The sequence below is a fragment of the Streptomyces sp. AC555_RSS877 genome (assembly GCF_019049245.1).
Classification (GTDB): domain Bacteria; phylum Actinomycetota; class Actinomycetes; order Streptomycetales; family Streptomycetaceae; genus Streptomyces.
Map to the genome: position 1 here is coordinate 125,566 of NZ_JAGMUK010000005.1, position 14,401 is coordinate 139,966.

Annotated in this window: 10 protein-coding genes; 3 read left to right on the top strand and 7 right to left on the bottom strand. The window is 71.0% G+C overall.

What is annotated here, in order from left to right; genetic code table 11:
- Nucleotides 1-34: 34 nt before the first annotated feature.
- Nucleotides 35-502 carry a pyridoxamine 5'-phosphate oxidase family protein gene (locus KUM49_RS03460; protein WP_217235160.1) on the top strand — a complete coding sequence of 156 codons (468 nt, stop codon included), beginning with the start codon at nucleotides 35-37 and terminating at the stop codon, nucleotides 500-502.
- A 9-nt stretch (nucleotides 503-511) separates the two neighbouring features.
- Here KUM49_RS03460 and guaA read toward each other — a convergent pair whose 3' ends face one another.
- A complete protein-coding gene (guaA, locus tag KUM49_RS03465) occupies nucleotides 512-2,083 on the bottom strand; it encodes a glutamine-hydrolyzing GMP synthase (RefSeq protein ID WP_217235161.1) in 1,572 nt (523 codons plus the stop codon).
- 325 nt (nucleotides 2,084-2,408) lie between these two features.
- Here guaA and KUM49_RS03470 point away from each other — a divergent pair, with 325 nt between their 5' ends.
- A complete protein-coding gene (locus tag KUM49_RS03470) occupies nucleotides 2,409-2,690 on the top strand; it encodes a chorismate mutase (RefSeq protein ID WP_217235162.1) in 282 nt (93 codons plus the stop codon).
- Between the two features lie 617 nt (nucleotides 2,691-3,307).
- On the opposite strand, the gene KUM49_RS03475 is transcribed toward KUM49_RS03470, so the two are convergent.
- Nucleotides 3,308-4,465 carry a hypothetical protein gene (locus KUM49_RS03475; protein ID WP_308406534.1) on the bottom strand — a complete coding sequence of 386 codons (1,158 nt, stop codon included), beginning with the start codon at nucleotides 4,463-4,465 and terminating at the stop codon, nucleotides 3,308-3,310.
- Nucleotides 4,466-4,693: 228 nt separating this feature from the next.
- Between KUM49_RS03475 and KUM49_RS03480 the strand changes: the two genes are divergently transcribed.
- Nucleotides 4,694-5,746, top strand: coding sequence for an LAETG motif-containing sortase-dependent surface protein (locus tag KUM49_RS03480; protein WP_217235163.1), 1,053 nt, complete (start codon nucleotides 4,694-4,696; stop codon nucleotides 5,744-5,746).
- A 108-nt stretch (nucleotides 5,747-5,854) separates the two neighbouring features.
- Here the strand turns inward: KUM49_RS03480 and KUM49_RS03485 are convergent, their stop codons facing one another.
- The 5 genes from KUM49_RS03485 to KUM49_RS03505 all read right to left on the bottom strand — a co-directional run bounded on the left by KUM49_RS03485 (nucleotide 5,855) and on the right by KUM49_RS03505 (nucleotide 14,341).
- Complete coding sequence (locus KUM49_RS03485; protein WP_217235164.1) at nucleotides 5,855-7,630, bottom strand: GMC oxidoreductase; 1,776 nt, start codon at nucleotides 7,628-7,630, stop codon at nucleotides 5,855-5,857.
- Nucleotides 7,631-7,705: 75 nt separating this feature from the next.
- Nucleotides 7,706-9,319, bottom strand: a complete 1,614-nt coding sequence (locus KUM49_RS03490; RefSeq protein WP_217235165.1) for a succinic semialdehyde dehydrogenase — start codon at nucleotides 9,317-9,319, stop codon at nucleotides 7,706-7,708.
- A gap of 137 nt (nucleotides 9,320-9,456) precedes the next feature.
- Nucleotides 9,457-11,139 carry a serine/threonine-protein kinase gene (locus tag KUM49_RS03495; RefSeq protein ID WP_217235166.1) on the bottom strand — a complete coding sequence of 561 codons (1,683 nt, stop codon included), beginning with the start codon at nucleotides 11,137-11,139 and terminating at the stop codon, nucleotides 9,457-9,459.
- A 137-nt stretch (nucleotides 11,140-11,276) separates the two neighbouring features.
- On the bottom strand, nucleotides 11,277-12,965 hold the full coding sequence (locus KUM49_RS03500) for a serine/threonine-protein kinase (protein ID WP_217235167.1): 1,689 nt from the start codon (nucleotides 12,963-12,965) through the stop codon (nucleotides 11,277-11,279).
- A gap of 92 nt (nucleotides 12,966-13,057) precedes the next feature.
- Nucleotides 13,058-14,341: a serine/threonine-protein kinase gene (locus tag KUM49_RS03505; protein WP_217235168.1), complete on the bottom strand. Its 1,284-nt coding sequence runs from the start codon at nucleotides 14,339-14,341 to the stop codon at nucleotides 13,058-13,060.
- Between the last annotated feature and the right edge of the window lie 60 nt (nucleotides 14,342-14,401).

The window sequence follows — 14,401 nt, forward strand, 5'->3', positions numbered from 1 at the left end:
GAAGATGTCGCGTATCGCAGGAAGACTGGCTGTTATGAACTGGGCAGCTTTCTCCGCCGCGGAACCCGACCTGGCCAAGACCGTCGAAGAACGGTTCGGCGCCTACACCCACCACATCCTCGCGACCCTCCGCAAGGACGGATCGCCGCGCACCACCGGCCTGGAGGTGCGCTTCCTGAACGGCGAGCTGTGGCTGGGCATGATGCCGGGCTCGCTCAAGGCGCTCGACCTGCGCCGCGACCCGCGGTTCGCGCTCCAGGCGAACCCCGGGGAGGGCACCGGCATGGGCGGCGGCGACGTGCGGATCAGCGGACGGGCGATCGAGGTGGACGATCGGGAGGCCAAGGCCGGATACGTCGAAGAGGTGGAACCGCCGGAGCCGCTCCACCTCTTCCGCACCGAGCTGACGGAGGTCGTGCGGACCTCCGTCGAGGACGACACGTACCTGGTCGTCCAGGTCTGGACGCCCGGAGCGCCGGTGCGCACGCTCAGGCGGACGTAATCCCGGGTACTACTCCCACTCGATGGTGCCCGGGGGCTTGCTCGTCACATCGAGCACGACCCGGTTGACGTCCGCGACCTCGTTGGTGATCCGCGTCGAGATCTTCGCGAGGACGTCGTACGGCAGCCGCGACCAGTCGGCGGTCATGGCGTCCTCGGACGAGACGGGGCGCAGGACGATCGGGTGGCCATAGGTGCGGCCGTCGCCCTGGACGCCGACGCTGCGAACGTCCGCGAGCAGGACCACCGGGCACTGCCAGATGTCGCGGTCGAGGCCGGCGGCCGTCAGCTCCTCGCGGGCGATGGCGTCGGCGTCACGGAGCAGGTCGAGCCGCTCCTTGGTCACCTCGCCGACGATACGGATGCCCAGGCCGGGGCCGGGGAACGGCTGGCGCTGGACGATCTCGTCCGGCAGGCCGAGCTCCTGGCCGACCATCCGGACCTCGTCCTTGAACAGCATGCGCAGCGGCTCGATCAACTGGAACTCGAGGTCTTCCGGCAGCCCGCCCACGTTGTGGTGGGACTTGATGTTGGCGGTGCCGGTACCGCCACCGGACTCGACCACGTCGGGGTAGAGCGTGCCCTGGACGAGGAACTCCACCGCGGGCCCCTCGTCCGCGAGGATCTCCGCCTGCGCCTGCTCGAAGACCCGGATGAACTCCCGGCCGATGATCTTCCGCTTCTCCTCGGGGTCGCTGACCCCCTTGAGCGCGGTGAGGAAGCGCTCCTCGGCGTCCACGACCTTCAGCTGGACGCCGGTGGCCGCGACGAAGTCCTTCTCGACCTGCTCGGTCTCGCCCTTGCGCATCAGACCGTGGTCGACGTACACACAGGTCAGCTGGGAGCCGATGGCCTTCTGGACGAGGGCGGCGGCGACGGCGGAGTCCACGCCGCCGGACAGGCCGCAGACGGCGCGCTTGTCGCCGACCTGCTCGCGGATCGCGGCGACCTGCTCCTCGATCACGTTGCCCGTGGTCCAGGACGGGGTCAGGCCCGCACCCCGGTAGAGGAAGTGCTCCAGCACCTGTTGGCCGTGCGTGGTGTGCATGACCTCGGGGTGGTACTGGACGCCGTACAGCTTCTTCTCGTCGTTCTCGAAGGCGGCGACCGGGACGACCTCCGTGGAGGCCGTGACGGAGAAGCCCTCCGGGGCGGCGGAGCAGGCGTCGCCGTGCGACATCCACACCGACTGCTCGTCCGGGGTGCCCTCGAAGAGGGTGGAGGACGACCGGGAGACATGCAGCGGCGTACGGCCGTACTCACGGGCGCCGGTGTTGTCGACCGTGCCGCCGAGGGTCTGCGCCATCAGCTGGAAGCCGTAACACATGCCGAAGACGGGGACGCCGGCCTCGAAGATCTCGCGGTCGAGGCGGGGGGCCTCGTCGGCGTACACCGAGGAGGGACCGCCGGAGAGAATGATCGCCACCGGGCTCTTGGCGAGCATCTCCGCGACCGGCATGGTGCTCGGCACGATCTCGCTGTAGACCCGTGCCTCGCGGACGCGACGGGCGATGAGCTGGGCGTACTGCGCGCCGAAGTCGACGACCAGGACGGTGTCGGGGGCGGGGGTCGCTGATGACACGGGGGCCTTCCGGCGGTGGGGCGGGGTCTCTGTGTGACCCGATTCTACCGAGGTGGGCGGGGGTGGGGACCCGGGCGTCTGAGATGTACGGACCGACGCCGAAAAGTTCCGTGGCATACTGACCGCATGCTCACGCACCCGACCTTCCTCTTTACCTATGGCAACCGGCCCGCCGGCTGCCATGGTCGTGCTGCTTGAGCAACTGACAAGCGACTTCCCAGGCGCCCCGGGCCGACAAGGCCCGGGGCGCCTGTCGTTTTCCGGGTCGTGTCGCTCCGGGTCATCCCGCACCCCTTGCCTTTCCCACCCCATGAGGAGCCCCGACATGACCGCCATCGACGTGACCGGCGCCCGTACCCCCGAGGCCGCCGATGTGATCTCCGGCGCGCGTGAGCGCATCGACGCGCTGGACGACCGGATCATCGGACTCATCCAGGAACGGATGGCCGTGTCCGCCGTCATCCAGGAGGCGCGGATCACCTCCGGCGGCCGGCGCGTGAACCTCTCCCGCGAGATGGACGTCCTGAACCACTACAGCCAGGCGCTGGGCAAGCCCGGTACGTCCCTCGCGATGACGCTGCTCGAACTGTGCCGGGGTCGCATCTGAGTTCGGTCCCGCTCTCACCCGTACGGCGCGTGACCGCGACGCGAAGCGCTTCGTTGGTCGTGGTGTCCGTGCCAGCCAGGGGCGGGCCCGAAAGAACCACGCGTGGCTCGCTGGAGCGATGAGACGTACGGATCGTGCCGTGCGTCGTGGGACCTCGCTCCGGACAAGTGACCGGACGGCAGGGGACAGCAGCCCGGTCACCCAAGAGAACGGTCGGCTCCGGGGACGCCCGGGGCCGGCCGACGGGACGTCCAAGTCAAAATGTCAGAGTCGGAATGTCCAAGTCTGAGTCAAACGGTTGCGGCGGCCGCATCCATCGAGCACGATGCCAGGAAAGCCCCCGAAGTCCCGCCGTTGACAACTGCATGGGCACATCGCCGTACTGCCAAAGGTCGAGACCAACCGTGCGCCCCGAATGCGCCGGGGCGCCGACCGAGGGCACACAAGGCAAGCGGCGCAACCCCCCGGCGCCGCTCCCCAGGCACCGACGCTGCCCTGACGTCGGTGCTGATGAAAGAAAGGAAGGGCCCCGCGGCTTCGGCCTGCGGGGCCCTTCTCATGCACTGCGCTCATGCCCGCGCTCATGTGTTGCTCGCCCGCTGCGTCGGCGCCGGGCGTCAGGTTCGCGATGCCCTCCCGCACGTTCCGTCCTCGCCGATGTCACGGCTGCGGTCGTAGGGATCGACGGTCGGGCCGCTCGCCGGTTCGTCCGCGGGAGCGGTCGACGGGAACTCCGGGCGCAGATAGCCGTCGTTGATCTCGCAGGACGTGTTGCCGACGTCCCGGTCGAAGTGCAGGACGTTCAGGCGGCCGGGGGTGGACACGTAGCGGGCGGGGTCGAGGAGTTCGACGTCGAGGACGCGGCGCACGACGGTACGGGTGACCTCGGTCGAACCGTCGGTGCGGACGACCGGGTAGACGAAGGTGTAGTCGGCGTGCACGGCCACCCCGTCCTGGTCGCCCTTCTCGAAGGTCATCCTGCCGCGCGTCTTGATCACGTCACCGACGAGTCGGACGTCTGCCGGGTCGAAGCGGCTGAAGAGGTCCAGCGGGTCGTGTTCCTCGTCGGGCGCGCGCAACGACCGGTTCAGGCCGTCGACGAACTCCGGCTGCTTCGGGTCGAGCACCGCGAGCGCGGCCTCGGGGCGTTCGCCGCGTACGGTCTTCGGGTCCAGGTTCGCTCCGACCAACAGCTTCTTGGTCAGCCGGAGCGCCAGGTCGACCCGGTCCTTCGACAGCCCGCCGACGGCCTTCGCCTCCGGCAGGACGATGCCGGCCGCCCCGTCGGCCCACTGCCGCGCCGGGGAACCGGCGAACGGTTCGTCCAGGGTGGGGGTTTCGAAGTCCGCGGCGGCGGGCGGCGTGGTCGGGGCGGCGGTCTCCTCGCCCAGAGGCGAGGCCGCGCCGGCGTCCGGTGTCCCCGTGCCGAAGGGGTCACCCGGCAGCAGCGAGGGCTTCAGCGCCACGACGGCCACGGCGACGGCGAGGGGTACGCCGATGACCGCCCACCGTCGGCGGCGCCGAGTCGCGCGTCCGTGCGTCTCCTCCCAGGCCGGACCCGTGCGCCAGCCGGCGGGAAGCTCGCCCCGCGCCTCCTGCTGCCGCAGCCGCTCGGTCACCATGCGAGCGCGGGCGGAGGGCTCCTTCGGGGCCGCGGCACGCGCGTCGCGTTCGCTGTCCTGGACGAACTTCTGCCACGCCTCGTCGGTGATGGAGGAGGAGTCCTCCCCCTCACCCGAACCGGATCTCGGCTCTTCGGACGATCTGTCGACCACGGCGCCATGCGCCTTTCTGCGAGTGGGTTTCCGAGCAGCTGAGCGTACGTCAGCCCCCATCGACCCCAGGCAGTGATCCAGGTCACATAAGAATCCTGTGAAGTGGAGGGCAACCATTCGCAGGCTTCGCGGATCAAACCATGCGAATCAAGGGCCACACCCGCGTCCCACACGCGGAGGCCTCTCAAGCTGCTGCCGCCCGCGGCACACCGGAATTTCGAGGTTTGCATGAAGCTTCGCCGTGCCATGGCCGCAGCGGCCGCGACGGCCGTCATAGCCCCGCTCGCCCTGCTCTCCGCGCCCGCCGCGTTCGCGACGGACGGGACTCCGGACACGTCGACGAGCAGCCCCGCGGCCGAGGAGACCACGCCCTCCGCCGACGCGAGCACGCCGGCCGCGGACACCAGCACGCCCGCCGCCGACTCCAGCACCCCGGCCGCGGACCAGAGCACGCCGGCCGCCGACTCCAGCACGCCCGCCGCGGACACCAGCACCCCGGCCGGCGACGCGAGCTCCCCGGCCGCCTCCGCGTCCGCCTCCACCTCCGCCTCCCCGAGCGCCAGCGCGAGCGCGCCCGAGGACGAGGACCCGGAGCTCTGCGTCGACGAGGACGGCAACAGCACCGCCGAGCTCAGCGACGACGTGACCAGTGGCCTGTCCGGGCTCCCCGAGACGATCGTCGCCGGCAGCGGCTGGACCGGGTTCGCGTTCAACGTCTCCAACCACGGCGACGACGAGATCAAGGACATCAAGCCGCTCATCGGCGTCGCCGCGATCGGCTGGGACGACGCGGCGGACTACTCCGGCGAGATCAAGGTCCAGGTCTTCAACACGGCCACCCACTCGTGGGACACGATCGCGGACGCCGCGGGCGAGGGTGGCACCTTCCCCTCGTTCTCGCTCGGCGCGGGCCGGTCGATCTCGTACAAGCTGCGCCTCAGCGTCAGCGGCAAGGTGCCGGACTCCCTCGGTCTGACCGGCGGCCTCGCCGAGTACGCGGACGACGAGGGCTGCTGGGTCGCCGACGACCCGAACGGCTGGGTCTACTTCTTCGACATCCTCGCCGCCGGCTCCGACGCCGGTGACCCGAACGACGCCAAGCCGCAGGGCGGCAAGACGGACCTCACGGACGTGAACGAGGTCTCCGCCACCGGCACCCTGGCCGAGACGGGTTCGAGCTCGGCGCTGCCGATGATCGGCCTCGTCGGTGGCGTCGCGGTCGTCGCCGGTGCCGGTGCGGTGTTCGTGGTGCGGCGCCGGAAGTCCGGTGCACAGGCGTAAAGCCCGACAGGCTGAGTAAGGCCCGGTAAGGCTTGCAAGAACAGAGAAGGACCTGCGCTCGGAGGGGGGTGCAGGTCCTTCTCTTTGTGTACGGCGGTCCGCTCGGGGCTACTTCTTCGGCGGCACCGCCGGTATCCCCAGGAACGGCAGCTTCAGCGCGCCGAAGGCGTCCGCCGGGACCGCCGGGGACTTCGGCTCGACCGGCTTGAGGCGTTCGTACGTGGCGCCCTGCGCCGGACGCGGGTCCGCCTCGCCCTTGTTGGGCCAGTACGACATGGCGCGCTCGGCCTGGGCGGTGATGGTGAGGGAGGGGTTCACTCCCAGGTTCGCGGAGACCGCGGCCCCGTCGACGACCGAGATGCCGGGGTGGCCGTAGAGGCGGTGGTACGGGTCGATGACGCCGGTGTCGCGGGAGGAGCCGATCGGGCAGCCGCCGAGGAAGTGGGCGGTGAGCGGGGTGCCCATCAGTTCGCCGACGTTGGAGCCGGCGAAGCCGTTGATCTCGGCCGCGATGGCCGACGCGCCTTCCGAGGCCGCCTTGATCTGCTTGGGGTTCGGGGACCCGTGGCCCTGGCGGGCCGTCAGCAGGCCCTTGCCCACGCCGTCCGGTTTCAGGTACGTCGTCAGGGAGTTGTCCAGCGACTGCATCACCAGGCCGATGATGGTCTTCTCCGACCAGCGGCGGTTGGAGAGGGAGCGCAGGACCAGGCCGGGGTGGCGGGCCGCGTTGCGCAGCCAGGCCAGCACGCGGGAGGAGCCCTCGGCGTAGGGGACCTGGAGGATCGACAGGCTGCCCATCGAGTTGGAGCCCTTGCCGTAGCGGACCGGCTCGATGTGGGTGTTGGCGTCCGGGTGGATGGACGAGGTGATGGCCACCCCGCGGGTGAAGTCGACGTTCCGCTCGCCGGTGATCTTGCGGTAGCGGCGGTCGCTGGTCTGCGCGCCGACCAGCGCCTCGGAGTTGGTGCGGGTCAGCTCGCCCAGCTTGTCCGACACGTAGGGCAGTTGACCGCCCGTCTTCATCCGGTGCAGGAGGGTCTGGGTGCCGTAGGTGCCGGCCGCGAGGACCACCCGGCGGGCCTTGAAGGTCCGGCCCCCGCGCTTCTTCCGGTCGGTCGGCAGCGTGGCCACCGCGTAGCCGCCCTGCGAGTCGTCCGTGACCGAGACGACCGTCGTCAGCGGGTGCACGACCGCGCCCGCCTTCTCGGCGAGGTACAGGTAGTTCTCGTTGAGGGTGTTCTTGGCGCCGTGCCGGCAGCCGGTCATGCACTCGCCGCACTCGTTGCAGGCCTTGCGGGCCGGGCCCACGCCGCCGAAGTAGGGGTCGTCCACCTGCTCACCGGGTTTGGCCTTCGAGGCGCCGTCGGCGTCCTCGCCGTCCCCGAAGAACACGCCGACCGGCGCCATGTGGAAGCTGTCGCCGACGCCCATCCGCTCGGCGGCCGCCTTGAGGTGCACGTCGGTCGGGGTCATCGTCGGGTTGAGCCGTACGCCGAGCATGCGCCGCGCCTGGTCGTAGTACGGCGCCAGCTCCTCCTGCCAGTCGGTGATGTCACGCCACTGCGCGTCCTCGAAGAACGGCTTCGGCGGTACGTAGAGGGTGTTGGCGTAGTTGAGGGAGCCGCCGCCGACGCCCGCGCCGGCCAGGACCATGACGTTGCCCAGCAGGTGGATGCGCTGGAGGCCGTACATGCCGAGTTTGGGGGCCCAGAGGTAGTTCTTCAGGTCCCAGGAGTTCCTGGGGAGGGTTTCGCGTGTGAAGCGGCGGCCGGCCTCCAGGACGCCTACGCGGTAGCCCTTCTCCGTCAGACGGAGGGCGGTGACCGAACCACCGAAGCCTGATCCGACGACGATGACGTCGTAGTCGTAGGTGTCCTGGGGCACGTGCCGGCTCCTCGTTGAGTGTGCAGTGCGGATGATTCGTGGCTGGTCGCGCAGTTCCCCGCGCCCCTGGGTCGGCTACCTGAAGCGGAACGCCTTCATCAGGCGCAGGCTCCTGCTCATGAACTGCGCGTACTTCTCGTCGTCCATCCCCAGGGACGGGGCCATCGGCAGCAGGCGCTGCTGGGCCACCGTCTGGGCCTCGGTGTACTTGAGGATGCCCTCGGAGCCGTGGCGGCGGCCGAGGCCGGATTCCTTCATGCCGCCCATCGGGGACTGCACGCTGCCGTAGGCGGGGGCGTAGCCCTCGTTGACGTTCACCGTGCCGGTGCGCAGACGGGCGGCGACCTCGCGGCCGCGCCGGCCGTCCTTCGTCCAGACCGAGGAATTGAGACCGTACGGCGTGGAGTTGGCCTGCTCGACCGCCTCGTCCTCGGATGCGAATCGGTAGATCGAGACGACCGGGCCGAAGGTCTCCTCGCCGCACACGGCCATCGGCGCCTCGACGTCGTCGAGGATGGTCGGCTCGAAGAAGTACGGGCCGATGTCCGGGCGGGCCGTCCCGCCGGCGAGGACCTTCGCGCCCTTGGCGACGGCCTCCTCGACGTGCCGGGTGACGGTCTCCAGCTGCCGCTCACCGACCAGGGAGCCCATGTCGGCGCCGTACGCGAGGGACGTGCCGAGGCGCATCGCCTTCGTGCGGGCGGCGAAGCGCTCGAGGAAGGCGTCGGCGATGGACTCGTGGACGTACAACCGCTCGATGGATATGCAGAGTTGGCCGGCCGAGGAGAAGCAGGCGCGGACGGCGCCCGCGGCCGCCTTCTCGATGTCGGCGTCCTCCAGGACCAGCATCGCGTTCTTGCCGCCGAGTTCGAGGGAGACGCCGATCAGGCGGGCGGCGGCGCCCTGGGCGACCTCGCGGCCGGTGCGCGTGGAGCCGGTGAAGGAGACGTAGTCGGCGTGCTTGACGACCTCGGGGCCTATGACCGGGCCCTCGCCGAGGACGACCTGGAAGACGTCGGCGGGCAGACCGGCCTCGACGAGGAGGTCGCGGGCCCAGAGCGCGGTGAGGCAGGTCTCCGTGTCCGGCTTCATCACGACCGCGTTGCCCGCGACGAAGGCGGGGAGCGCGTCGCCGACGGAGAGTTCGAGGGGGTAGTTCCAGGGGGCGATCTGGCCGACGACACCGCGCGGGTGGCGCAGTTCGGTGACCTTGGTGAGGGCCGGGACGGCGCCCGCGTGCCGCTTGGGCTTCAGATACGCGGTGGCCCTGCGACCGTAGTGCCGGGCCGCGACGGCCACGGCCTGCACCTCTTCGTGGGCGTGCAGGCGGGCCTTGCCGGTCTCCAGCTGGATCAGGTCGAGGACCTCGGCCTGGCGTTCGAGGATCAGGTCGTGGAAACGCAGGAGCACGGCGGCGCGCTGCCGTACCGGCGTCTGCGCCCAGACCGACTGTGCCCTACGGGCGGCGTCGAAGGCCTTCTGCACGTCCTCGGGCGTCGACTCGGGCAGGTCCGCCAGCTTCTCACCGGTGAACGGCGTGTGGTTCGCGGTCCGTCCGGATCCGGCCACGCCCTTGGTGAGCTGGGCGACCAGCTCCGGGGTGACCACGTCGGCCGCGGTGCGGGCGCCCTCGGGGGCGGGGGCGATGGGGTTCGTGCCGGTCTTGGCCGGGGCCTGCGCGTCCGTCATGAGCCGCAGGGTATGACGTGGGGAAGGCTTTGTGTACCCGTCGGTAATAGTGATTCACCGAGTGCTGACACGGTGCCAGTGGTCGCTGGCAGGGAATGTGCTGATCAGGGCGTTGGCCGGTGGCGACCGCCGGGAGTTCAGTCGCTTGCGTCACTTCCGATCTCGAGACGGCCACGGGCCGCCTTGAACACCGCCGTGCCCTTCTTCTCGTCCGGCGTTCCCTTGGGCATGTCGACGCGCAGTTCGTACATGCGGCCGTCGTCGGTGCGGATCACCAACTGCATGACCCGGGTGGGGCGACCGTCCCGGTCGTACGTGGTGTCCGCGAGCGCCGCCTCGTAGCCGTGGAAGCTGGTGCGGGTCCTCTGCGTGCTCGCGTCCGCGTCGCGGCTGCCCCAGGTGTCCTGCGCCGCCTGCGCCTGGGCCATCGGGGAGCGGGGAGCCTTGCCCCACTGGGTGAGGCGGACCTGGACGGTGTCGTCGAGGTCGTGGACGACGAAGCGGAGCGGGTCCTCGGCGCCGCCGTCGCGGGCGGTCTCCTGGTAGGCGACGGGGAGGGCGAGGGTGGCGTCCATGGCCGGCTCGGGGTGGGTTGTCCAGGAGGCGGTGGGGGCGGGAGTGGGTGTGGCGGTGGGAGTGGGGGCGCGGGTGGGGGTCAGTTCCGTGGCGGAACCGCTTTCGGTCTCGGTGAGGTACGTGGAGGTGCCCAGCCATATGCCGCCGACGAGGAGCGAGGTGAGGAGCGCGGCGGGGAGGGGAAAGCGGGGGCGGCGCTTCGGCTTCGGGGTGGCGGCGGTTCGTGGTTCGGGGGCGGGGACTGTCGCCGGTGCGGGGCCGGGTTCGGGGGTCGGCTCCGGCGGCCTTACGGCATCCCCCAGCCGTACCGTCCCGGCGTCCTCCGCCAACTCCCTGAGCCCCGAGGCGTCCTGCTTCTCCGTCTCGGGCTCCTCCCCGGAGGGGCCCGGCACCGGCCACCCCTTCGCCACCGCTTCCAGCGCCGCGGCGACCTCCGCCGCGTCCGGACGCCGCTCGGGCTCCTTGTCCAGCAGCCGCACGATGAGTGGCCCGAGCGGACCGGCCTGCTTGGGCTCCGGCGTGTCGGAGGCGAGGATCGCGGCGAGGGTGGACTCCAGGGTCGTACGGCGGAAGGGCGACAACCCCTCTACGGCGGCGTACAGCAGCACACCGAGCGACCACAGGTCGGAGGCGGGGCCGGCGGGGCCACCCCGGCCGGACATCCGCTCGGGTGCGATGAACTCCAGCGAGCCGATGAACTCGCCGCTGACGGTGAGGGACTCCTCACCCTGTACGTGGGCGATGCCGAAGTCGGTGAGGACGACGCGGGAGTGCGGGCCGAGCAGGACGTTGGCCGGCTTGACGTCACGGTGCACGATGCCGACGGAGTGCGCGGCGCGCAGGGCGCCGAGGACGGCGAGGCCGATGCGGGCGGACTCGGCGGTTTCGAGCGGCCCACGCTGAAGCACTTCGTGGAGAGACTCGCCGCGGACCAACTCCATGACGATCCAGGGCAGTCCGTCCTCCTCCTCCGCGACGACGTCATGGATGGTGACGGCGGAGGGGTGGTCGACGCGGGCGGCGGCACGAGCCTCGCGGTAGAGCCGGTGGGCGGCCCGCTGATGACTCTCGTCCTCGGGGTCCCCGGGCAGCCGCGGCTGCTTGACGGCGACCTCCCGCCCGACCACCTCGTCGACGGCCCGCCACACGGTGCCCATCCCACCGGACCCGATCCGCTCGACCAGCCGGTAACGCCCCCCGACTATCCGGCCCTTGCCGCCTCCGGAGTCACCGTCGTTGCTCATGCCCCATGAGTACCGTGCGGGGTGGCCGCTTGTCGACGCGGCTCAGTCCGACTCGGCAACCGGCATCACGCGAACGAGGAGTGCTACGCCTCGCGCCGGTCACCGTCCGACGATTCGAGCCGTTGGCTCGAATCGGTTCACAGCGTGTCGACGTCGAGGTTCGAGATCGCCGTCTTCGCCACCTCGCGCCCCCGCTCCGTGAAGTCCCCCTTGCCCGGATAGCCGATGGAGAGCTCGTACATGTCGCCGGCGGAGGTCTTGTAGTAGAAGATCCGCAGCTCGCGCGGGCGCGGGTTCTCGGTGTCGTCGGTGGTGTAGACGACGGTGTTCTCCGCGGCCTTCCTGCCCTGGTACGTCGCGTTATCGGGCTGGGTCTTCAGCTTCTCGGCGGGCATGTTGAGCTCGTAGCTGCCGCTCTGCTTGAACACGCCGTCGTCGTCGTACATCTCGGCGGCCGCGGAGCCCGCGATCTCACTGCCGGTGTCCTCGGCCTTCTTGGCGAGCGACAGGCTGATCCAGATGGCCCCGCTCGCATCGGTGTACGTCACCCAGTGACTCTTGTCGGACTCCCGGTCGGGCACGGACACCTTGTAGGTGTCGGGCACCGCCAGGGTCGCGGCGACGTCCTTCACCGGCACCGTCTTCCAGCCGTCCGGCAACGGTCCCGCGAAGGGGTCCGCGATCACCAGATACGCCGCCACCGCCGCCGCCACGACAGCGGCACCGAGGCCTGTCAGGGTCTTGCGGCCGAGCCGGACGCCGCCGGGGGCGGGAGCGCCGGTGATCTGGACGACCTGCGTCGGGGCCGGAGCCGGAGGGTTGGCGGTGCGCTCCAGCAAATCACGGACCTGGGCGGCGTTCGGGCGGCGGGCCGGGTCCTTCTGGAGCAGCCCGTTGATGGCCTCGGCGAGCGGGCCCTGCGCCGAGGCGGGCGGCGCGGGAGCCGCGTTGAGGACGGACTGCAGGGTCGCCGGGGTGTTGCTGCGGCGGAACGGGGAGACACCCTCCGTCGCCGCGTACAGGACCACGCCGAGGGACCACAGGTCGCTGGCCGGGCCGGGGCGCTGGCCCAGCACCCGCTCCGGCGCGATGTACTCGGGCGAGCCGACGAACCCGCCGGTGTCGGTCAGGTTGGTCTCGCCCTCGATCTGGGCGATGCCGAAGTCGGTGAGGACGACCCGGTCGTGCCGGCCGAGCATGACGTTGTCCGGCTTGACGTCACGGTGCAGGATGCCCGCCGCGTGCGCGGCCTCCAGCGCGCCCAGCACCTCGAGGCCGATTTTCGCCGCATCCCGGGCCCCCAGGGTGCCCTCCTGCAGCGCGTCGCCCAGCGAACGGCCCCGCACCAGCTCCATCACGATCCACGGCTGGCCGTCCACGACCGCCACGTCGTGCACGTTCACCACGGCGGGGTGGTCGAGCCGGGCCGCCGCGCGGGCCTCCCTGCGCATGCGTTCGAAGGCGTTGGCACGTTCGCGGTCGGGAAGGTGATCCGGTACGCGGGGCTCCTTGACGGCGACCTCGCGGTCCACCGTCTCGTCCTTGGCCCGCCACACCGTACCCATGCCACCGTGCCCGAGCTTGGCGAGCAGCCGGTAGCGGCCGGCGATCAGCCGACCGGTGCCGGGGTCCTGGGCAGGCTGCGGCTCCGGCTGGGGCGCGGTCTGCGGCGGGGTCTGCGGCGGGGCGGCCTGCGGCGGCACGACCTGGGTGGGCGCCGCGTACGGGTTGTCGGGGTGCGGCACCGCCGGGTGCGGGTTCGGCGGTTGCAGACCGAAACTCGTTGGCTCTTCGGATCCGTAAGGGGCTCCCCCGTTGCTGCTCATGGGTCCATCAATATCGCGCCAAGCGCTTCCGCTTCCACCTCTGGCGCTTTCCGGTCACAGACCCGTGACTCAGGTTGCCGCTTATCTGCCCTTTATTCGCGGTTCGTGGGGGCGGAGGAGGAGGCGGAGGCGGAGAGGCCGGCGGAAGGGCTGGACGAGGGGGGCGTACTCGACGTCCCAGACGTACGCGGCGCACTCGGGGAACTCGGGGAACTCGGGGAACCCGACGCACCGCTAGAGGGCGGCGCCGAACTAGTGGGCACCGGCACCACGCCCCCGCCGCCCTCCCGGTCCATCAGCAGGGCCGCCGCCGACACGCCCGCCCCCGCCATCGCGGTGACCAGCAGCGCGGCGACCAGCACGCTGCGTCTGGAGTACGCGTGGCGCTCCTCTGTGCCGAATCGTTTCGTCGCGCGACCCGTCTCCAGGAAGACGAGCAGCATCCGCTCCGCCTCCCCCGCGTCGAGCCGCCGCCCGGGATCGCGTTCGAGCAGGCCCTGGACGACGGGCAGGATCGGCGCGGCCTGCGCGGGCGGCCGTATCTCCGCGGAGACGACCGCGTGCAGGATGCCGCCCAACGAGTCGCGCCGGAACGGCGATTCGCCGCTCAGCGCGGTGCACAGCAGCGCGCCCAGCGACCAGAGGTCGGAGGCGGGCCCGGTCACCGCCCCGGACATCCTCTCGGGCGCGGTGTACTCGGGCGAGCCCACGAAGGCCCCGCTCTCGGTGAGCGTGGAGGCCCCGGCGACCTGGGCGACGCCGAAGTCGGTGAGAACGACACGGCCGGGGCCGACGCGGTCGAAACCGTCGCGGTCGGTGCCGTTGCTGTTCGGGGTGCCGTTGCCCCGGCCGATGCCGTTGGGGTGGCCGGTGCCGTCAAGGCCGTTGGTGATGCTCATGCCGTTCCCGCCGGCGCCGTTCTCCTCCAGCAGGACATTCGCCGGCTTGATGTCACGGTGCAGGACCCCTGCCGCGTGCGCCGCCCGCAGCGCGCCCAACAGGGCGAGGCCGATCCGGGCGGCCTCGACGGCGTCGATCGGGCCGCGTTCCGCTATCCGGTCGGCCAGCGAGCCGCCGTGGATCAACTCCATGACGATATAAGGGCGTTCACCGTCCTCGACCACGTCGTGGACGACGATGATGTGCGGATGGCTCAACTGGGCGACCGCACGCGCCTCGCGCAGGGTGCGTTCGCGCTGCCGACGGGCCTCGTCCGCGGAGAGCGTGTCGTCCAGGGGAAGTTCCTTGACCGCGACCTGCCGGCCGAGCAACTGGTCGGTCGCCCGCCAGACGACCCCCATGCCACCGCGCCCGAGCCGCTCCTCGAGCCGGTAACGACCCGCGATCACACGGACGTTGTCCCCCTCGGTCCCCATGCGCCTCATGATGCCGCACCGGACGAACCCCCTCCGGGTCCGCGACCGGCCATTCCCGGG